This is a genomic window from Streptomyces sp. JLSY215 (assembly GCF_059682825.1).
In genome coordinates, this window is sequence record NZ_CM185022.1 from 3739889 (window position 1) to 3758388 (window position 18500).

The following is an 18500-nucleotide window of genomic DNA, read 5'->3' on the forward strand; positions in this document are numbered from 1 at the left end:
GTCCGTTCGCACATCCGAGTCCGCTCGTGCATCCGAGCCGGTTCGTGACGTCATGTCCTCAAGCGTGACACCCCCCACTGACAATCGGCCCGATCCCGGCGCCGGCCTGCTGCTTCCGGTCCCGGACGACGACGGCGCCCCGTTCTGGGACCACACCGCGCGCGGCGAGCTGCGCATCCAGGCCTGCACCGACTGCGACGAGCTGCGCTTCCCGCCCCGCCCCTGCTGCCCGCACTGCCAGTCCTTCGCCGCCCACTGGCGGAAGATGAGCGGCCGCGGCCGCATCTGGTCGTATGTGCTGCCGCATCCGCCGCTGCTGCCCGCGTACGCCGCCCAGCCCGGCTACAACGCCGTCATCGTGGAGCTGGCGGAGGCCCCGCACATCCGCCTCGTCGGCAACCTCGTCACCGCCGCCGACGCCCCGCTCAACTCCGTCGACCCGGCCCGGCTGCGCATCGGCGCGCCGGTGAAGGTCGCCTTCCACACCATGCCCGGAGGCGTGACCGTACCCCGCTGGCTCCTGGAGCGGCCATGACCGGCACGGACACCGCGACCGCCACGGACACCGCGACCGGCCGTACGATCCGCGTCGAGCGCCCCGGCGACGACGGCGTCGCGCTGGTCACGATCGACCGGCCCGCGCGGCACAACGCGATCGACCTGGAGACGGCCGCGGAACTGGCGGCCACCTGGCGGGCGATCCGCGGCGACGACCGGATCCGGGCCGTGGTCCTCACCGGAACGGGCGACCGCGCCTTCTGCACCGGCATCGACCGGTCCGTCAGCGTCCCGCAGCCCTCCTCCCCGTACTCGATGGACGATCCGCTGCTGACCATCGGCCCGAAGGCGAACGACCTGTGGAAGCCGGTCATCGGGGCCGTCAACGGCATGGCCTGCGGCGGCGCGTTCTACCTGCTGGGCGAGTGCGAATTCCTCATCGGCGCCGCATCGGCCACCTTCTTCGACCCGCACACGACGTACGGCATGGTCAGCGCGTACGAGGCGATCGGGATGGCGCAGCGGATGCCGTTCGGCGAGATCGCGCGGATGGCGCTGATGGGGACGGCGGAGCGGCTCTCGGCCGCGCGGGCGTACGAGACCGGACTGCTGTCGGAGGTCGTACCGGACGGGGAGGCGGTCGCGGCGGCGCTGCGGGCGGCCGCGGTGATCGCGTCGTACCCGACGGCGGCCGTACAGGGGACCGTACGGGCGGTCTGGTCGGCGCGCGAGGCGGCGCGTACGCAGGCAATGGCGGGCGCGCCGCATCTGATCACGCTCGGCAACGCGGCGCCGGAACTCCAGACGGAGCTGTTCGCGGCCCGGAAACGGGACCACCGGGTGCGGTGACCGGAAACGGACCGGATGCGGTCACGCCCGGGACTTGACGACCGAGTAGAAGTGGCACTTGAACCAGAACTGCTTCCAGCTGGACATATTGATGGTGTACTCGGCGTCATAGGTCTTGGTGTCGCCGGGCCCCACGGTGACGGAGCGCCGGTGCGAGCCGTAGTTGTTCCCGTCGGCTGGCTTGTCCTTCAGCCAGACGACGCTGATGTCGTAGGAGTAGGTGTCGCTCATCGACGGGTTGGTGACGCTGACCGTGTACGTGAGCGTGCGGCGCGGCGCGGAGAAGTTGCAGTTGGTGCCGTCGACATCGGCGATCCCGTCCGGGTTGAACGTCTCCTCGGTCGGCGAGGGAGAGTAGGTGTCCTCGGGGGTGTACGTGTCCTCGGGCGTCGCGTCCCCGGACGGGGTCGGGTCGTTCGGGTTGTAGCCGCTCGACGACGGGCTTGCGGAGATGCTCGGCGCGGAGCCGGGGAGCAGGGCGCCGCAGCCGCCGACCGTCGTCATGACCCCCAGCGCGAGCCCCGCCGCCGCAACCGCCCGGGTGCCCCTGCGCCGGCCTATACGTGTGCGCGTGCCCTGCTTCATGCCGCTGCCCATCCCCCTGAAGACGTCCGAACCGCGTCATGCGTTGGCTGACGCGTGCACGGCACCCTAGCAAGCACCAATGACAACCCGGACGGGGCCCGGAAACCCCGGAGAAATAGCGGGTGAGGACGGTCAGGCGTAGCGTCGGTCACGGAGGACGTCAGGACGACCCGAAGCGAGGCGACGCCAGTGGTGCGCAACGTCATCGGATCCCTGATTGCCCTCATCGGAGCGACGGCCGCCGTCTGGAGCCCCTTCCGTCCCTGGTACGACGGCCGTCACGGAAGCGACTTCCGTATCGAAGACCTCTTCAACGGCATCACCGACAGCAGGGCCTCCGTCTACGGCTCGGTCTTTCTGCCGCTGGCGGTCGCGGGGGCGATGACCCTGATCGGCGTCGTGCTGCGCTCCCGGGTGCTCGTCGCGTTCGCGGGCGTGATCGTGCTGGGCTTCACCATCTTGTGGATGGTCCGCCAGGGGCAGTCGGCCGGCGAGCTCACGGCGGGCGCCCACGGCCTCGGTGTGGGCGTGGCCAATGCCCTCGGTGGCGGTGCGCTGATGGTGTTCGGCGCCCTGGTGATGAGCGGCCGCGAGCCCCGGGTGGCCCGCCGTCGGGACGAGGAGCGGTATGACGACGGGTACGGCCGTTACGACGAGCGCGCGGCACCGCCCCCGATGGCGCCCGAACCATGGGACCCGGGCCGCCCGGTGACGCACGACCCGGCGACCCAGGAGTGGACGCCGGAGCAGTACGGCAATGAGGGTGAGCTGCCGGACGAGGGGCCCGCCACCCGTCCGCTGACCCGTCCCGGTTTCGACCCGGACGGCGTCGGCACCGAAGGCGGCCGGCGCCCGCCCCACGAGCCGTACGCCGAGCCCTGGCCCCGCCCGGCGGCACCGCCGCCCCCTCCTCCTCCGCCGCCGACCCAACCGGGGCACCAGCAGCCGCCCACGCCCCCGGTGGAGTGGGGCAAGGAACGGCGGCAAAGCCCCCAACGCCCGCCGGAGGAAGGGGAGTAGCCACCCCGGCGGCCCGGCGCGACGGCCGTGTGCCGTGTGCCGTGCGCCGTGTGCCGTTACGAGCGCCGGGCCTGGCCCGTCCCCTTCGCCGCGTCCAGCGCGTACACACAGCGGTCCTTGCTGCACGCATAGACCACGCCGCCGACCGCCACCGGCGACCCCGTGATCTCGCCGCCGGTCTCCAGCTTCCAGCGCAGCTGGCCGCCCATCGCATCCAGGGTGTAGAGGCAGTGGTCGGCGGAGCCGAAGTGCACCCGGCCCTCGGCGGCGACCGGTGCGCCGACCACGTCCGCGCCGGCCTGGAACCGCCAGCGCGGCGTGCCGGTGACCGCGTCCAGGGTGTAGAGCGCCTTGCCGCTGCCCAGGTGGACCGCACCGTGCGCGACCAGCACCGGCTGGGTGGACTGGCGCGCTTCGGTGGCGATCCGCCAGCGGTCGCGGCCGTCCGCCGCGTCCAGGGCGTAGACCGTGCCGAGGTAGTCCGCCAGATAGACGCCACCGCCGGTGACCGCGGGGCCGGGGGCGAAGGCGGGCGGGCTGACGAACACCGCGGGCGCCTCGAAGTGCCAGCGCACATCGCCGCGCGCGATGTCGAGCGCCAGCACCCGCGTCCCGGCCACGACATAGACCACGCCGTCGGACGCGGGCAGCAGCCGCATCGGCACTCCGCCGCAGGACGCCGTGTCGCCCACCGGGTACGACCAGCGCTCGGCGCCGGTACGTGCCTCCAGCGCCTTCAGCCGCGCGTCGGCCCAGACGAAGACCGTGCCGTCGTGCACCACCGGACCGGTCTCATCGGTCTCGAAGTCGGTCTGGACGCCGCTGATCTCCCACAGCAGCTCGCCATTGGCGGCCTCCCACGCCTGGACGCCGCCGCCACGCGTGCTGGTGACGACCGTGCCGCGGTCCGCCTTCAGGGCGTAGACCCACCCCTCGGTGTTCAGCCGCCACAGCTCGGTGCCGTCATCGGAGTCCAGGGCGTACAGGCTCGGGCCGTCCGAGGCGTGTATACGGCCGTCGGCGACGGCCATCGCCCACGCCACATCGCGGGTCTTGAACTTCCGCCGTCCGCTGGCCACATCGAGGGCGTGCACCTCGAAGGAGGTGACGTAGAGCAGGTCGCCGGAGACGGTGGGGGTGCCCCACACGTCGTTCGACATCCGGAACCGCCAGGGGCGCCAGCGGCCCGGCTCGGCGGGCGGCTGCTCGGGCGGCGGGGGCGGCGCGGCCTGTGCGGGGCCGCCATGGGCCGCGCCCTGCTGCGGCACACCGGCGGCCGGTCCGCCACCGGGCGGCCGTACCCAGTTCGTCGCGGCACCGGCCTGCCCGCGCGGCTGCGGATCGCGCGCATCGGCGGCACGCAGCCCCGGCCCTATGGCGGCGGGCGAGCCACCGAGGCGCACCGGGCCGGCCTCCGGGGGCGCGGCGGGCGGCGGCGCCGCGGACACCGGGGTCACGCGGGCCGTCGAGGCGTCCGGGCCGAGCGCCGCGGGCTGCGGCATCGGGCCGGGGCCGGCGGAACGCGGGTCGCCGCCGCGGTGCGCGCCGGGGCCCGCGCCGATCTGGCCGGGCCAGCCCGTCTCGGCCGCGGGGGCGCTCTCGGGACGCGGCGGCGCCTGTACGGGCTGCGGCGGGGCCGGCGGCGCGGCGGGCGCCTGGCGGCCGGAGCTGCGACCGGTGGAGGCGCGCTGTGCGCTCTTGGGCACGGTGGAGCGGCCGCCGCGGCGCTGCTCGATGAGCGCCACCGCGCCGGGCGGCAGCCAGGCCGAGGCCGTACCGCTGTCGTCGCTGCCGGAGCCGAACAGATGCGGCGCCAGCTGGGACTGCAGATCGGCGGGGGACGGCCGGTGGGCCGCCTCCATCTGCATACAGGACTCCATCAGCGGGCGCAGCTCGTCCGGCAGCCCGGCCAGGTCGGGGCCCTCGCGCAGCAGCATGAAGACGGTCTCGACGGGGTTGGCGCCGTGGAAGGGGGCGTGCCCGGTGGCGGCGAAGACCAGCGTCGAGCCGAGGGAGAAGACATCGCTGGCGCCCGTCACGCTGCGCGAGTCGCGGGCCTGCTCGGGCGACATGTAGGCCGGGGTCCCCACGGCCACGTTGGTCATCGTCAGGCGGGTGTTGGACACGCCGGAGGCGATGCCGAAGTCGATGACCCGGGGGCCGTCCTCGACCACCAGGACGTTCGACGGCTTCAGGTCGCGGTGCACCAGGCCCGCGCCGTGGATGGACTGCAGCGCCTCGGCGATACCGGCCGCCAGCCAGCGCACCGCCTGGGCCGGCAGCGGCCCGCACTCATTGACTATTTCCTCGAGGGAGGGGGCGGGGACGTAGGCCGTCGCCAGCCACGGCACCGCCGCCCGCGGATCGGCGTCCACCACCGCCGCGGTGTAGAAGCCGCTGACCGCGCGGGCCGCCTCGACCTCGCGTGTGAAGCGGACCCGGAACAGCTGGTCCTCGGCGAGCTCGGTACGCACGGTCTTGATCGCCACGCGACGGCCGGACGCCGAACGCGCCAGATAGACCAGTCCCATGCCGCCGGCCCCGAGACGGCCGAGCACCTCGAACGGCCCGATCCGCCGGGGATCGTGCTGCGTCAGCTGCGTCAGCTGCTCCACCACTTGCCTGCCACCTCCCCGTGGGGCTGAAAAAAGAGACTCTCAAAAGCCACGAGCCGCCGAGAGCCACTGCCCCGTGCAGCGTCTCCCCGCCTTCGGCGAGGACTGTCGAAACGGCCGTACGCGTGGTGATTCTTCCTGGCCCGGCCGATGGTTGCGAACCCGGGGCCATGCGTCGTGTCACGGATCACGCCCCGTCACACCCCGTGCGGCCGTTACCAGGCGTCATCCACGTCCGTCTGACGTGCTCCGATACGTCCGGCGAAGAAGGGTTGCCGTGGGGTTACCGGCCGGTTGGCCGTATGCCGGACTCGGGTATTCCGCTATTCGGCACGCCGGTCTCCGGTATTCGGCTCTCCGGCCCGCCGCGGCGCAGCACGCCACCGCCGACGCCCGTCCACCGCCGCGCCGCCGTCCGCCCACGCGCGCATTCCCTGAAGGTCATGCCATCCCCGCCCCGCCCGTGCCGCTGCTGTCCCGTACCTCGTGCAGCACCGCCCGCATCCCGCCCATTCCCCCGGTCCCGCACTTTTTCCGCCCTCCGCACGACCCGCTCCGCCACCCTCTCAGCAGTTCTCCGCCGCTCTCCCGTGGACTCAATTCTCCGGCCCCGGCTGTTACTTCAGCCCTATGACGCCAAAGGTGGCACCTTGGTTGTCACTGAAGACCGCGAACGGACCGCCGGGGGTCTGTTTCGGGCGGACGACGACACTGCCGCCGAGGGCGGTGGCGGTGCGCACCGCGGTGTCCATCTCGTCGACGAGGAAGCAGACGAGGAAGTGCGCCGGCGCCTGCGGCGGGAACGTCGCGTCCATCGCGATCCGGCAGCCGATCTCGCGGGACCGGCCGGGCAGCCGCCACGGCAGGAAGCCGGGGCGCGCCATCGGGCTGTCGGCGACGCCCTGGAAGCCGAAGACCTTTCCGTAGAAGGCGTCGGCCGCCTCGGCGTCGCGCGTGTGCAGCCCCATCCAGATGTAACCGCCGGGCTCCTGACCCGTCTCGAAGCCCTGGTGCGTACCGGCCTGCCAGGCGCCGAACACCGCGCCGGTCGGGTCGACGGCGATCAGCATGGAGCCCAGCACGCCGACTTCCCTGGGCGCCGCGAGGATCCGCCCGCCGGCGTCCCGGATCAGGGATTCGGTGCGCTGGATGTCGCCGGTCGCGAAGTAGAGCCCCCAGGCGGTGGGGGCCGCCCCATCCCGCCGGGGCATCAGCCCGGCGGCCTTCTTGCCGCCGCGGAAGGCCTGGACGTACCCGCCGGACTCGGCGGCGCCCCCGGAGAACGTCCAGCCCAGGAGGTCACCGTAGAAGCGCTTGCCCCGCTCGGGGTCGGGCAGCATCACGTCCGCCCAGCAGGGGGCGCCGTCCGCGAGTGCAGTCATGTGTCAACGCTAGCGGCGGTACGGGCGCCCCGCCCGGCGAGCACTCGAACGTGTGGTCGATTCATTTCGGGGTTGACGCAGGTCATCCCCGGACCGGCGCACAACAGGCCACCCGCTGGCCGCACTTGCCCTCATCGCCTCGCGCACTTGTCCACCAAAGTTGTCCACAGCCTGTTGATAAGACCATTCACCGGTTTGGATCAAGCGCCGCCAAACGGATCCCCGGCCACGCGGGAGGCCGCGACAAGGGCGGCAACCGGCCCCAAGGGCCACTAACTCCCCCATCCCCATTTGCAGGCAGCCAAATCGCGCTCCGATCACCCCTCGGTAAGCTGACGGCATGACAGGACAAGTGCGAACCGTCGACGGCAGAGTTGCCGGCCGCCGCGGGCAGGCAACGCGGCAGAAGCTGCTCGACTGCCTCAGCGAAATGCTCAGTTCGTCCCCCTACCGGGACGTCAAAGTCATCGATGTGGCCCGAAAAGCGGGGACTTCACCCGCAACGTTCTATCAGTACTTCCCGGACGTAGAGGGCGCCGTCCTCGAAATCGCCGAGGAGATGGCCAAAGAAGGCGCAAGTCTGACCGATCTTGTCGCCGGACGCTCCTGGGTGGGCAAGTCCGGCTGGGCAACGGCAGAGGAGCTCGTCGACGGCTTTCTCTCCTTCTGGCGCAAGAACGATGCGATTCTGCGCGTCGTGGATCTGGGCGCGGCCGAGGGCGACAAGCGGTTCTACAAGATCCGCATGAAGATCCTCAATGCCGTCACCAACTCCCTTACGGACTCCATCCAGGAGCTCCAGAGCAAGAACAAGGTCGACAAGGACGTGAGCGCGCCGGCCATGGCAGGCTCCATCGTCGCGATGCTGGCGGCGGTCGCCGGGCACCAGAAGGGTTTCCAGAGCTGGGGCGTCAAGCAGGCCGAGCTCAAGCCCAATCTGGCGCTGCTGGTCCACTTCGGCATCACCGGCAAGAAGCCGACGAAGTAGCCGATGAAGCAGCCGGCGCCGTCTGCGCAGTCGTGATGTCGCGCGGCCCGCGCAGTGCGCGCAAGCGGTCGGCACCGCAGCCGCCGGACCGGTTCGCGACCGGCCCTGCATACGACCCGCATCCGTCCTGTATCCGTCCTGCCATAGCAGCACAGCTGCACACGCAGCGGGTGCCGTAGGACCCCGAGGGGTTCATACGGCACCCGCTGTCTGTGCACTCAGCGCCGTTCGATCCGGAACAGCCGGATCTCCCGCTCCACCCGCGCCTGATACGTCGCATACGGCGGCCAGAAGGCGAGCGCCGCCTGCCAGGCCCGCTCCCGCTCCGCCCCCTTGAGCAGCCGGGCCCGCACGGGAATGTCCCGGCCGCGCCAACTCACCTCCGCGTCCGGATGCTTGAGCAGATTCCCGGTCCAGGCGGGGTGTCCCGGCCGCCCGAAGTTGCTGCCGATCAGCAGCCAGCTGCCGCCCTCCTCCGGCATGCACGCCAGCGGGGTACGCCGCGGCACCCCGCTTTTCGCCCCGGTCACGGTGAGGATCACTCCGGGCAGCATCCGCGCGCTGAGCAGCACCTTTCCTCGGGTCACCCGGTGTACGGCGCGGTCCAGCGCGGGGATGACATGCGGGGCGATCCGCGCGAACGCACGGGTCGAGGAGACCTTCTGCACCAGCCGCTCGCCAGGTGGCATCACGCATCGACCGCCTCTCGCGCATCGGCCGCCCCGGCCGCCCCGGCCGCCGTCCCCTCGTCCCCTCCCGCGAACAGCCCGGCCTCCTCCGCGGCCCGCGCCCGCAGCCGGTGCACGGGCCCCAGCAGCAGTTCGTCGCAGGCGGCGCGCTTGAAGTAGAGGTGCGCATCGTGCTCCCAGGTGAAGCCGATGCCGCCGTGCAGCTGCACCGCCTCGGCCGCCACCTTGCGCAGCGCCTCCAGCGCCTGCGCGAGCGCCAGCCCGGCCACCCCCGACTCGGCCGCGCGCCGGTCCCCGGTCCGGGCACCGCCCGCCGACCAGGCCGCGTAGTACGCCGCCGAGCGCGCCGCCTGCACCGCCACGTACAGGTCGGCGAGGCGGTGCTGCACCGCCTGGAAGGAGCCGATGGGCCGGCCGAACTGCTCGCGGGTGCGGACGTATTCGACGGTACGGGCGAGCGCCGCATCGGCCGCACCGACCGCCTCGGCGGCCAGTACCGCGGCCGCCTCGACCCCGGCGGCGGCGAGCGCGCCCGCGACGGCCGCCTCGTCGCCGTCGCCCTCCCCCAGCAACTCGGCCGCCACATCGCGCAGTTCGATGCGCGCCTGCGGCCGGGTCTCGTCCATCGCGGTCTGCCGGGTCCGCACCAGGCCGGGGGCGTCGGCCCGGACGAGAAAGAGCAGGGTGCGGCTGCGCGCGAAGCCGCCGGTGTGCGCGGCCACCAGGAGTACCTCCGCGGTATGGCCGTCGAGAACCTGCGCGGCCTCCCCGTACAGCCGCCACCCGCCCGCCCGTGGCCCACCACCCTTCGCCGGAAGCGCTTCGCGCTGCGGTGACAGCTGCCGCGCCTGGATGCCGCCCGCGCGGCCGCCGCCCGCCCAGTCCCCGGCGTTCGGCCCGGTCAGCGCCAGCGCGGTGGCCAGCCGTCCGCCCGGTACGGCGAGGGTCGCGGTCAGCTCCCCGGCGGCGAGGGCCGGCAGCAGCTCGGCGCGCTGCGGCTCGCTGCCCAGGGACAGGATCAGCGGCGCGGCGAGCGCGGCGGTGGCGATCAGCGGCGAGGGGAGCAGCACCCGGCCGGTCTCCTCGCAGGCCAGGGCGAGTTCGGTGGGCCCGCAGTCCGCGCCGCCGTAGGCCGCGGGCAGCGCGAGGCCCGGCAGCCCGAGCTGCCGGGCGAGCTGCCGCCACAGCGCCTGGTCGTACCCGGGTGGGGTGCGCACCGCCGATTTGACCTCGTCCGGTCCGCAGCGCTTGTGCAGCAGTTCGCGCAGAGTGCGGCGGATCTCGTCCTGCTCCTCGGTGAACGCGGCATCCATCGGCGGGCTCCTCCCGGCCGTGCGACAACGCCCATCGGGGTACGACGGGCCCCGGCATCCGATCTGACGGGCCGTCATAGTAGGGACGGGGGGCGGACTTTCCTAGGGTCGTGCCCCGTCACGGCCTGGGGCGCCCCCCGCGCACCGCACCACCTGTCATGCCACCCGCCACCCTGCCCACCCCGAGATATCTGATGTACCGTCAGATTCATGACTTCAGGGACCCCTTCCGGGAATCGCCATCGCAAGGTCGCCGTCGCCGGAGTCGCCCTGTCCGACTGCGGACGCGTGGACGAGGCCACCCCTTACGCCCTGCACGCCCAGGCCGCCCGCCGGGCGCTCGCCGACAGCGGGCTGGACCGGTCAGTGATCGACGGCTTCGCCTCGGCCGGCCTGGGCACCCTGGCGCCCGTGGAGGTCGCCGAATATCTGGGCCTGCGGCCCACCTGGGTCGACTCCACCTCCGTCGGGGGCGCCACCTGGGAGGTCCTGGCCGCCCACGCCGCCGATGCGATCGCCGCGGGTCACGCCCGCGCCGTGCTCCTCGTCTACGGCTCCACCGCGCGCGCCGACATCAAGGCCCGGCGCCGCACCTCCAACCTGTCCTTCGGAGCCCGCGGCCCGCTCCAGTTCGAGGTCCCCTACGGGCACACCCTGATAGCCAAATACGCCATGGCCGCCCGCCGGCACATGCACCAGTACGGCACCACGCTGGAGCAGCTGGCCGAGGTCGCCGTCCAGGCGCGGGCCAACGCGGCGGCCAACCCGGACGCCATGTACCGCGACCCGATCACCGTCGACGACGTCCTCTCCGGCCCGATGATCGCCGACCCGTTCACCAAACTGCACTGCTGCATCCGCTCCGACGGCGGCTGCGCGGTCCTGCTGGTCGCCGAGGACTACGTCGCCGACCTGGCCAAACCCCCTGTCTGGGTGCTCGGTTCCGGCACTTCCGTCTCCCACACCACCATGTCGGAGTGGGCGGACTTCACCGTCTCACCGGCCGCGGTCTCCGGCCGCCTGGCCTTCGAGCGGGCCGGTGTCCGCCCCGACGAGATCGATCTCGCCGAGATCTACGACGCCTTCACCTACATGACCCTGGTGACGCTGGAGGACCTGGGCTTCTGCGCCAAGGGCGAGGGCGGCGCGTTCGTGGAGAAGGGCCGGCTGCTGCGGGACGGCGGGCTGCCGGTCAACACCGACGGCGGCGGTCTGGCCGCCTGTCACCCGGGCATGCGCGGCCTGTTCCTGCTGGTCGAGGCCGTACGGCAACTCCGTGGCGAGGCCGGCCCCGGTCGCCAGGTCCACAAACCGGACGGCCGGCTCCCACAGCTCGCGGTCGCTTCCGGTACGGGCGGCTGGTTCTGCTCGTCGGGGACGGTGGTGCTGGGGAGGGGGTAGGGCGGACCGCCCCGGAGAGCTCGCCAGCCAGGCTCGCCGGACAAGCTCACCTGACAAGCGTCTTAAACAAACGTCATAGACAACTGTTTAAGACGCTCGTATAGTCGTGGCCGTACGCAATCGAGCGCACCGCTCGCCCACCGCACCACGGCCCCGAAGGGAAACCCCGCCATGCCCGGCACCGGATCGCGCCCCCGCCCCACCCCGACCGTGCTGATCTCCGGCGCGAGCATCGCCGGACCGGCGCTCGCCTACTGGCTGCACCGCTACGGCTTCGCCGTCACCGTCGTCGAGCGCGCCCCCGAGCTGCGGACCGGCGGCTACAAGGTCGACATCCGGGGCGTGGCGATCGAGGTCGCCGAGCGGATGGGAATCCTGGAGGACATCCAGCGCGCGAGTACGGACATGCAGACCGGCGCCTACGTCGATGACGACGGCAAGCGCGTCGCCACGCTCCCCGCCGCGATCTTCGGCGCCCGGATCGGCCGCGACGACGAGATCATGCGCGGCGACCTGGCCCGCATCCTCCACGACCGCACCCGCGCGGACGTCGAGTACGTCTTCGGCGAATCCATCGCCACTCTCACCACGGTCGACGAGGGCGTCGAGGTCACCTTCGAGCGGGGCGCGCCGCGCCGCTTCGACATCGTCGTCGGCGCGGACGGGGTGCACTCGACCGTACGGCGGCTGGCCTTCGGCCCGGAGGAGCGGTTCGCACGCCATCTCGGGTCCTACGTCGCCGTCTTCTCCATGCCCAATGAACTGAACCTGGACCGCGAGGAGCTGTACTACGCGCTGCCCAACAAGCTGCTCTGCGAATACAGCTCGGCCGGGGACCCGGCGGCCAAGGGCATGCTGACCTTCCGCTCCCCCCGGCTGACCTACGGCCACCGGGACACCGAGCAGCAACTCTCCCTGCTGGAAGCCGCGTTCGAGGGTGATGGCGGGCGCACCCCACGGCTGCTCCGGGCGGCCCGCGAGGCGTCCGACCTCTACTTCGACGGGATGCATCTGATCGAGATGGACCGCTGGTCGAGCGGCCGGGTGGTGCTGCTCGGCGATGCCGCGCACTGCGCCTCGCCGGCGTCGGGGCAGGGGACGGGGATGGCGCTGGTCGGCGCGTACGTCCTGGCCGGGGAGCTCGCGGCCGCGGGCGGCGATCCGGCGGTGGCCTTCGCCGGCTACGAGCGGGAGATGCGCGGCTACGTCGAGGTCAACCACCGGCTGGCGAAGAAGTTCGTGACGGAGATGACTCCGGCGACGCGGCGGGCGATCCGGTTGCGGCACCTGATGCTGCGGATCCTGCCGCACATGCCGTGGAAGAACCTGGTCGCGAAGAAGGTCGCCGAGGATGTGCAGCGAGGGGCCAACGCCCTCACGCTCAAGGACTACGGCGCGGTCCGCCCCGTCTCGGCGGCCCGACGGTACGGACGGCGCGCGGCCGGCCCGGCGGCCGCGGCCCTTCCCCCGTACGCTGCCTGACATGGCCGAACTCGCTGCCCACCAGGACTCCCCGGACGACCACGCCACCGGCGCCGCCGGACGCCACTCCTCGGAGGACGCGGCGGCCCGCGCGTTCCGCGAGCTGCTGCGCGGGCTGCGGGTCTGGGAGAGCGAACTGCCCTCCTTCGACCCGGCGCGCGCCCCGGCCGAACCGCTGCCGCTCTTCCGGCAGTGGCTGCGCGAGGCCGCCGAGGCCGGTGTGCCCGAGCCGCACACCATGACGCTGGCCACGGCGGACGCGGCGGGCACCCCTTCCCTGCGGACGGTGATGCTGCACGACGCCGACGAGCGCGGCTGGCACTTCGGCTCGCACCGCGGCAGCCGCAAGGGCCGCGAGCTGGCCGCCCGGCCGCGGGCGGCGCTCGGGTTCTACTGGCCGGCGGTCGGCCGTCAGGTCCGGGTCAGCGGGCCGGTGACGGCGGCGGATCCCGAGGAGAGCGCGGCCGATCTGCACCGCCGCTCCCCGGGCGCACTGGCCGCCGCGCTGGTCGGCCGGCAGAGCGAGGTTCTCGGCTCCGTCGAGGAGCTGGCCCGCGCCTCGGAGGCCGCCTGGGAACGAGCCCGGCGCGAGCCGGACGCCCCGGTCCCGAGCTGGACGCTGTATGTGCTCCGGGCCGAGGAGGTCGAGTTCTTCCAGGGCGATGCGCAGCGCCGCCATCTGCGGCTCAACTACCGCTACGAGGCGGGGCATTGGGAACAGGAACTGCTCTGGCCGTAACGGTGTTACAGGCGCACGGACCGGCCGCCGGACACGGATGTGGGGTGCGGTGGCGCGGGCGACACCTTCAGGGCGGCCGATAGGCGACGCCCTCAGAGCGGCCGATACATGATGTGGAACCCCACATAGCCCCGGGTGGGGTGCCGGAAACCCTCCGGGATGGTGGTCATGATGGCGAAGCCGAGGGACTGCCAGAGAGCGACGGCGACGGTATTGGTCTCGACGACCGAGTTGAACTGGATGCCGCGATAGCCCTCGGCGCGAGCCCAGTCCAGCACATGCTCCCCCAGCGCCCGCCCGACACCACGGCGGCCGTACCGCGGATCGACCATGAAGCTGGCGCTGGCGATATGCGCGCCGCCGCCCGTCTGGTTGGGGTTCATCTTGGCCGTGCCCAGCACCGCGCCGTCCGCGTCGACGGCCACGACCGTACGGCCCGGCGGCCGGAGCAGCCACGTCTCCCGGCCGGCCGCTTCATCGAGGTCGGCGGGGTACGGATAGGTCTCCCCGGCCTCGACGATGGCATGGAAGAACGGCCAGATGGCGGGCCAGTCGGCCGCGGTCGCTTCGCGAATCAGCACAAGGGAAGGATGACTCGGGGGCGTACGGCGCGCCACCCGATTCCGTCGCGGCGGCGACGTCAAGCGGGCCGGAAGACGGGTACCGCGATCGTGGCCCCGCCGCCGTCCCCGCCACCGTCCCCGCCACCGCCTGCGCCTGCGCCTGCGCCTGCGCCGTCCACGGAGATCGTTTCCTGCCGGAAGTCCACCACCAGCGGCATCCCGATCCGCAGGTCACCTTCCGCACAGCCGATGACCTCGGTCATCATCCGGGGCCCCTCGGCGAGGTCGACCACGGCCGCCACATACGGCACCCGGGCACCGAAGGGCGGGAGGTCATTGCGGTGCACGACGGACCACGTGTACAGGGTGGCGCGGCCGCCGGCCGGCTCCCACACGACGTCCTCGCCCCAGCAGTACGGGCAGAACTCGCGCGGGTAGTGATGGGCGGCCCCGCACCCGCCGCCTTCGGTCCGGCAGCGCCGCAGCAGCAGCCGCCCCTCCGCGGCGGCGTCCCAGTACGGCCGGGTGAAGGCGTCCACCTCCGGCAGATCGCTGCGCGGCGCACTGCGCGCCGCCCCGGCTCCGGCCCTCACCGCAACACCCCCGTCGCCTCGTCGAGCGACCGCATCCGCCGGCTCCTCGCGAACGGGGCAGCCAGGGATATCGGGGCGCCGCCACGACGCGCGACCGGCCGCTCGGCCCCGCCGAGCCAGATCGTGTGCATTCCGGATGCCCTCCTGGTGGGTGCGGGGTATGTTTCCGACGGACTGATCTGACGGTACGTCAGGTGTATCCGATACGTCAGTTCAGCGGATGCGGGCGGGGTGCGCAAGGGGTCGTACGCCATGGGCCGCCGCGCGCGGAGCCGCCGGCCCCGCACATGGAGCCGCCGCCCCGCGCGCGGCGCCATTGCCCCACGGGGGCGCCGCGGCGAAGCTTTACCGTGCAGCCCCATTCCTGACACGACGTCAGTTCAGTAATCTGACTATGCGTCAGGTAATGAGAGCCGTCACACAGGAGCGGGCGTCTGCGATGCTTGGATCGACTCACGGCACCCTCACCACTCACTCCCGGCCGGCCCGCGTCGTGGCCTGCGGGGAGCAACCACCGCACACCGTCCACGGCGTGCCCGAGGCATGCGAGGGCGGCGTCGGGCCACGCTCCGGCGGGGCGGTCGACCTGGACGTCAGCGGGCGGCCGCTGCACGCTCCGGTCCCCGACCTGGACCGGTTCTTCCGGCCGGAGGCCGTGGCGGTGATCGGCGCCTCGGACAGCGAGGGCCGCCCGAACACCGGCATCACCCGCCAGCTGATCGCCTGGGCCGAGCGGGTCGGCGCGCGGCTCCATCCCGTCAACCCGGGGCGCGAGCGGGTCTTCGGACGTCTCTGCCACGCCTCCGTCGCCGACCTCCCCGAACGCGTCGACCTCGCCGTCCTGCTGGTCGCCGACCCGGTCCCGGTCATCGAGCAACTGGGCGATGCCAAGGTGAAGTTCGCGGTGGCGTTCGCCTCCGGGTTCGCCGAGACGGGCGCGGACGGCGCGGCGGCGCAGGCCCGGCTGGCCGAGGCCGTCGAACGCTCCGGCCTGCGGCTGCTCGGCCCGAACACCAACCTCAACGCCTTCGAGCACTTCCGCGAGGACCTCGACGGCCCGGCCATCGCGCTCATCACGCAGTCGGGCCACCAGGGCCGCCCCGTCTTCACCCTCCAGGAGCTGGGCATCCGCCTCTCCCACTGGGCCCCCACCGGCAACGAGGCCGATCTGGAGACCGCCGACTTCGTCTCCTACTTCGCCTCCCGCCCCGAGGTCGGCGCGATCGCCGCCTATGTGGAAGGCCTCAAGGACGGCCGCAGCTTCCTGCTCGCCGCCGACCGCGCCGCCCGCAACAAGGTGCCGGTCGTCGCCGTCAAGGTCGGCCGTACCGAGACCGGCGCCCGGATGGCCGCCTCGCACACCGGCAAGCTCACCGGCGCGGACGAGGTCGTGGACGCCGCGATGCGGCAGTTCGGCGTGATCCGGGTGGACGGGCTCGACGAACTGCAGGACACCGCCGCGCTGCTGGCCCGCGCCAAACGGCCCACGGCCGAGGGCATCGCGGTGTATTCGATCTCCGGCGGCACCGGCGCGCACTTCTCGGACCTGGCGACCGCGGCGGGACTGCGACTGCCCACCCTCGACGCCGCGAAGCAGTCCGAGCTGCACCAATGGATACCGGACTATCTGAACGTCGCCAATCCGATCGACAACGGCGGGCATCCGGTCGGGGACTGGCGCGGCCGCAAGATCATCGACGCGATCCTCGCCGACCCGTCGATCGGCGTTCTCATCTGCCCGATCACCGGGCCCTTCCCGCCCATGAGCGACAAGCTCGCGCAGGATCTGGTGGACGCGGCGGAGCAGACGGACAAGCTGGTGTGTGTGGTGTGGGGGTCGCCGGTCGGCACCGAGGACGCCTATCGGCACACCCTCCTCGGCTCCTCCCGCGTGGCGACGTTCCGCACCTTCGCCAACTGCATCACCGCCGTACGCGCCTATCTCGACCACCATCGGTTCGCCGCCGACTACCGCTCGCCCTTCGACGACGCCCCGCGCGTACTCTCCCCCTCCGCCCGCAAGGCGCAGGCGCTGATCCGTCCGGGCCAGCAGCTCAGCGAACACGCGGCCAAGCAGCTGCTGCGCGCCTACGGCATCCGCGTGCCGCGCGAACAGCTGGTGACCAGCGCGGCGGCGGCCGTACGGGCGGCGAGCCAGGTCGGCTATCCCGTGGTCATGAAGGCCTCCGGGCCGCAACTTGCCCATAAGACCGAACTCGGCCTGGTGAAGGTCGGGCTGACCTCCGCCAGCCAGGTGCGGGACGCCTACCGCGAGCTCACGGACATCGCCCGCTACGAGGACGTCCCCCTCGACGGGGTGCTGGTCTGCCAGATGATCGAGCGGGGCGTGGAGATGGTCGTCGGGGTCACCCACGACAGCCTCTTCGGGCCGACGGTGACGGTCGGCCTGGGCGGGGTCCTCGTCGAGGTGCTGCGGGATGTCGCGGTGGGTGTGCCGCCGTTCGGCGAGGACCAGGCGCGCGCCATGCTCGGCGAGCTGCGCGGCCACGCCCTCCTCGACGGCGTGCGGGGCGCGCCGCCCGCGGATGTCGACGCGCTGGTCGAGGTCGTCCTGCGCGTGCAGCGGATGGCGCTCGAACTGGGCGACGACCTGGCCGAGTTGGACATCAATCCGCTGGTCGTCCTGCCGCGGGGACAGGGGGCCGTGGCCCTCGATGCGCTCGCCGTGTGTCATGGCCCCCACGGGGTCCACGCCTCGTGAGCGCCGACACCACCACCGGCCCCGCCACCTGCCCCACCACCGGATCCGCGACCGCCACCCCGGCGGCACGCACCTGGACCGCAGGCACCCCCACCGCACCCCCTGGAGCCGCTCCCTCATGACGCCCTCCCCCGCATCCCCCGGCGCCACCGCCTCCGCCGGATCAGCCGATTCCGCCCCGCCGGCCGAATCCGCCGGATCCGCCGCGTCTCACGACGACCCCTCACTTTCCGTTGACTCCTTGATACTCCACGCCACTGACAACGGCGTCTCGTGGATCACCCTCAACCGCCCCGCCGCGATGAACGCCCTCACCTGGGACCAGCGCGAACGCCTCATCGAGCTGCTCGCGGACGCCTCGGCCGACCCCGACGTACGGGCCGTGGTGATCACCGCGACCGGCAAGGGTTTCTGCGCCGGGGCGGATCTGCGTGGTGCGCCGTCAGCGGGCGACGAGCGGGTCGCGGGCGATGTCGCGCGGATGATCCGGCGCGGCGCGCAGCGCTTCATCGGCGCCGTGCTGGACTGCGAGAAGCCCGTGATCGCCGCCGTCAACGGCACCGCGGCCGGCATCGGCGCGCATCTCGCGCTCGCCTGCGACCTGGTCCTGGCCGCCGAATCGGCCCGTTTCATCGAGGTGTTCGTACGCCGCGGACTGGTCCCCGACGGCGGTGGCGCCTACCTCCTGCCACGGCTGATCGGCCCACAGCGCGCCAAGGAGCTGATGTTCTTCGGCGACGCCGTCCCGGCCGCCGAGGCCGAGCGGCTGGGCCTGGTCAACCGGGTCGTCCCGGACGGCGAGCTGGCGAAGGTGGCGCGGGAGTGGGCCGAGCGGCTGGCGGCCGGCCCGACCCGGGCGCTGGCCCTCACCAAACAGCTGGTCAACGCCTCGCTCGACGCCGACCGGGCCGCGGCCTTCGCCGCCGAGGCCACCGCCCAGGAGATCAACATGACCACCGCCGACGCCCAGGAAGGGGTCGCGTCCTTCGTGGCGCGCCGCAAGCCGACGTACCGGGGCCGGTGACAGGACGGCGGGCGGCACGGACGCCGCCCGCCGCACC

Annotated in this window: 17 protein-coding genes; 9 read left to right on the forward strand and 8 right to left on the reverse strand. The window is 72.7% G+C overall.

The window, feature by feature from the left end; genetic code table 11:
* The first annotated feature begins 52 nt into the window (after positions 1 to 52).
* On the forward strand, positions 53 to 535 hold the full coding sequence (locus AC5677_RS16580; protein ID WP_497195819.1) for a Zn-ribbon domain-containing OB-fold protein: 483 nt from the start codon (positions 53 to 55) through the stop codon (positions 533 to 535).
* A complete protein-coding gene (locus AC5677_RS16585) occupies positions 532 to 1347 on the forward strand; it encodes an enoyl-CoA hydratase/isomerase family protein (RefSeq protein WP_497195820.1) in 816 nt (271 codons plus the stop codon). Before AC5677_RS16580 ends, AC5677_RS16585 begins: the two co-directional genes overlap by 4 nt.
* A 21-nt stretch (positions 1348 to 1368) precedes the next feature.
* Here AC5677_RS16585 and AC5677_RS16590 read toward each other — a convergent pair whose 3' ends face one another.
* Positions 1369 to 1851, reverse strand: coding sequence for a hypothetical protein (locus AC5677_RS16590; protein ID WP_497195821.1), 483 nt, complete (start codon positions 1849 to 1851; stop codon positions 1369 to 1371).
* Positions 1852 to 2121: 270 nt separating this feature from the next.
* Here AC5677_RS16590 and AC5677_RS16595 point away from each other — a divergent pair, with 270 nt between their 5' ends.
* Entirely contained in the window at positions 2122 to 2952 is an 831-nt protein-coding gene (locus tag AC5677_RS16595; RefSeq protein ID WP_497195822.1) for a hypothetical protein, read from the forward strand.
* Positions 2953 to 3008: 56 nt separating this feature from the next.
* On the opposite strand, the gene afsK is transcribed toward AC5677_RS16595, so the two are convergent.
* Positions 3009 to 5570 carry a protein serine/threonine kinase AfsK gene (gene afsK / locus AC5677_RS16600; RefSeq protein WP_497195823.1) on the reverse strand — a complete coding sequence of 854 codons (2562 nt, stop codon included), beginning with the start codon at positions 5568 to 5570 and terminating at the stop codon, positions 3009 to 3011.
* Positions 5571 to 6184: 614 nt separating this feature from the next.
* A complete protein-coding gene (locus tag AC5677_RS16605) occupies positions 6185 to 6949 on the reverse strand; it encodes a VOC family protein (protein WP_497195824.1) in 765 nt (254 codons plus the stop codon).
* 340 nt (positions 6950 to 7289) lie between these two features.
* Here AC5677_RS16605 and AC5677_RS16610 point away from each other — a divergent pair, with 340 nt between their 5' ends.
* Positions 7290 to 7937, forward strand: coding sequence for a TetR family transcriptional regulator (locus AC5677_RS16610; protein WP_497195825.1), 648 nt, complete (start codon positions 7290 to 7292; stop codon positions 7935 to 7937).
* 218 nt (positions 7938 to 8155) lie between these two features.
* Here AC5677_RS16610 and AC5677_RS16615 read toward each other — a convergent pair whose 3' ends face one another.
* Together AC5677_RS16615 and AC5677_RS16620 are read right to left on the reverse strand one after the other, a co-directional pair.
* Positions 8156 to 8626, reverse strand: a complete 471-nt coding sequence (locus AC5677_RS16615) for a nitroreductase family deazaflavin-dependent oxidoreductase (protein ID WP_497196650.1) — start codon at positions 8624 to 8626, stop codon at positions 8156 to 8158.
* Positions 8626 to 9939: an acyl-CoA dehydrogenase family protein gene (locus AC5677_RS16620; protein WP_497195826.1), complete on the reverse strand. Its 1314-nt coding sequence runs from the start codon at positions 9937 to 9939 to the stop codon at positions 8626 to 8628. Before AC5677_RS16620 ends, AC5677_RS16615 begins: the two co-directional genes overlap by 1 nt.
* 210 nt (positions 9940 to 10149) lie before the next feature.
* Here AC5677_RS16620 and AC5677_RS16625 point away from each other — a divergent pair, with 210 nt between their 5' ends.
* From AC5677_RS16625 to AC5677_RS16635, 3 genes are all read left to right on the forward strand, one after another.
* A complete protein-coding gene (locus AC5677_RS16625; protein ID WP_497195827.1) occupies positions 10150 to 11340 on the forward strand; it encodes a thiolase C-terminal domain-containing protein in 1191 nt (396 codons plus the stop codon).
* Positions 11341 to 11511: 171 nt separating this feature from the next.
* The gene (locus AC5677_RS16630) at positions 11512 to 12822 is read left to right on the forward strand and encodes an FAD-dependent monooxygenase (protein ID WP_497195828.1); all 1311 of its coding nucleotides are present in this window, start codon (positions 11512 to 11514) and stop codon (positions 12820 to 12822) included.
* 1 nt (position 12823) lies between these two features.
* Positions 12824 to 13561, forward strand: coding sequence for a pyridoxine/pyridoxamine 5'-phosphate oxidase (locus AC5677_RS16635; RefSeq protein ID WP_497195829.1), 738 nt, complete (start codon positions 12824 to 12826; stop codon positions 13559 to 13561).
* A gap of 92 nt (positions 13562 to 13653) precedes the next feature.
* Here the strand turns inward: AC5677_RS16635 and AC5677_RS16640 are convergent, their stop codons facing one another.
* From AC5677_RS16640 to AC5677_RS16650, 3 genes are read right to left on the reverse strand one after another with little or no spacing between them, the layout of a single operon-like run.
* Positions 13654 to 14142, reverse strand: coding sequence for a GNAT family N-acetyltransferase (locus AC5677_RS16640; protein WP_497195830.1), 489 nt, complete (start codon positions 14140 to 14142; stop codon positions 13654 to 13656).
* A 59-nt stretch (positions 14143 to 14201) separates the two neighbouring features.
* The gene (locus AC5677_RS16645; RefSeq protein WP_497195831.1) at positions 14202 to 14717 is read right to left on the reverse strand and encodes a Zn-ribbon domain-containing OB-fold protein; all 516 of its coding nucleotides are present in this window, start codon (positions 14715 to 14717) and stop codon (positions 14202 to 14204) included.
* On the reverse strand, positions 14714 to 14848 hold the full coding sequence (locus AC5677_RS16650) for a hypothetical protein (protein ID WP_497195832.1): 135 nt from the start codon (positions 14846 to 14848) through the stop codon (positions 14714 to 14716). The genes AC5677_RS16645 and AC5677_RS16650 overlap by 4 nt, the downstream gene beginning before the upstream one ends.
* Before the next feature lie 308 nt (positions 14849 to 15156).
* Between AC5677_RS16650 and AC5677_RS16655 the strand changes: the two genes are divergently transcribed.
* Positions 15157 to 17439: an acetate--CoA ligase family protein gene (locus AC5677_RS16655; RefSeq protein ID WP_497195833.1), complete on the forward strand. Its 2283-nt coding sequence runs from the start codon at positions 15157 to 15159 to the stop codon at positions 17437 to 17439.
* Between the two features lie 118 nt (positions 17440 to 17557).
* A complete protein-coding gene (locus AC5677_RS16660) occupies positions 17558 to 18463 on the forward strand; it encodes an enoyl-CoA hydratase/isomerase family protein (RefSeq protein WP_497195834.1) in 906 nt (301 codons plus the stop codon).
* The last annotated feature ends 37 nt before the right edge of the window (positions 18464 to 18500 follow it).

Bases quoted from the DNA above. Each gene is read 5' to 3' on its own strand.
- AC5677_RS16580 (WP_497195819.1), top strand. From the start codon at position 53: ATGTCCTCAAGCGTGACACCCCCCACTGACAATCGGCCCGATCCCGGC.
- AC5677_RS16585 (WP_497195820.1), top strand. From the start codon at position 532: ATGACCGGCACGGACACCGCGACCGCCACGGACACCGCGACCGGCCGT.
- AC5677_RS16590 (WP_497195821.1), bottom strand. From the start codon at position 1,851: ATGACGACGGTCGGCGGCTGCGGCGCCCTGCTCCCCGGCTCCGCGCCG.
- AC5677_RS16605 (WP_497195824.1), bottom strand. From the start codon at position 6,949: ATGACTGCACTCGCGGACGGCGCCCCCTGCTGGGCGGACGTGATGCTG.
- AC5677_RS16610 (WP_497195825.1), top strand. From the start codon at position 7,290: ATGACAGGACAAGTGCGAACCGTCGACGGCAGAGTTGCCGGCCGCCGC.
- AC5677_RS16615 (WP_497196650.1), bottom strand. From the start codon at position 8,626: ATGCCACCTGGCGAGCGGCTGGTGCAGAAGGTCTCCTCGACCCGTGCG.
- AC5677_RS16620 (WP_497195826.1), bottom strand. From the start codon at position 9,939: ATGGATGCCGCGTTCACCGAGGAGCAGGACGAGATCCGCCGCACTCTG.
- AC5677_RS16625 (WP_497195827.1), top strand. From the start codon at position 10,150: ATGACTTCAGGGACCCCTTCCGGGAATCGCCATCGCAAGGTCGCCGTC.
- AC5677_RS16630 (WP_497195828.1), top strand. From the start codon at position 11,512: ATGCCCGGCACCGGATCGCGCCCCCGCCCCACCCCGACCGTGCTGATC.
- AC5677_RS16635 (WP_497195829.1), top strand. From the start codon at position 12,824: ATGGCCGAACTCGCTGCCCACCAGGACTCCCCGGACGACCACGCCACC.
- AC5677_RS16650 (WP_497195832.1), bottom strand. From the start codon at position 14,848: ATGCACACGATCTGGCTCGGCGGGGCCGAGCGGCCGGTCGCGCGTCGT.
- AC5677_RS16655 (WP_497195833.1), top strand. From the start codon at position 15,157: ATGCTTGGATCGACTCACGGCACCCTCACCACTCACTCCCGGCCGGCC.
- AC5677_RS16660 (WP_497195834.1), top strand. From the start codon at position 17,558: ATGACGCCCTCCCCCGCATCCCCCGGCGCCACCGCCTCCGCCGGATCA.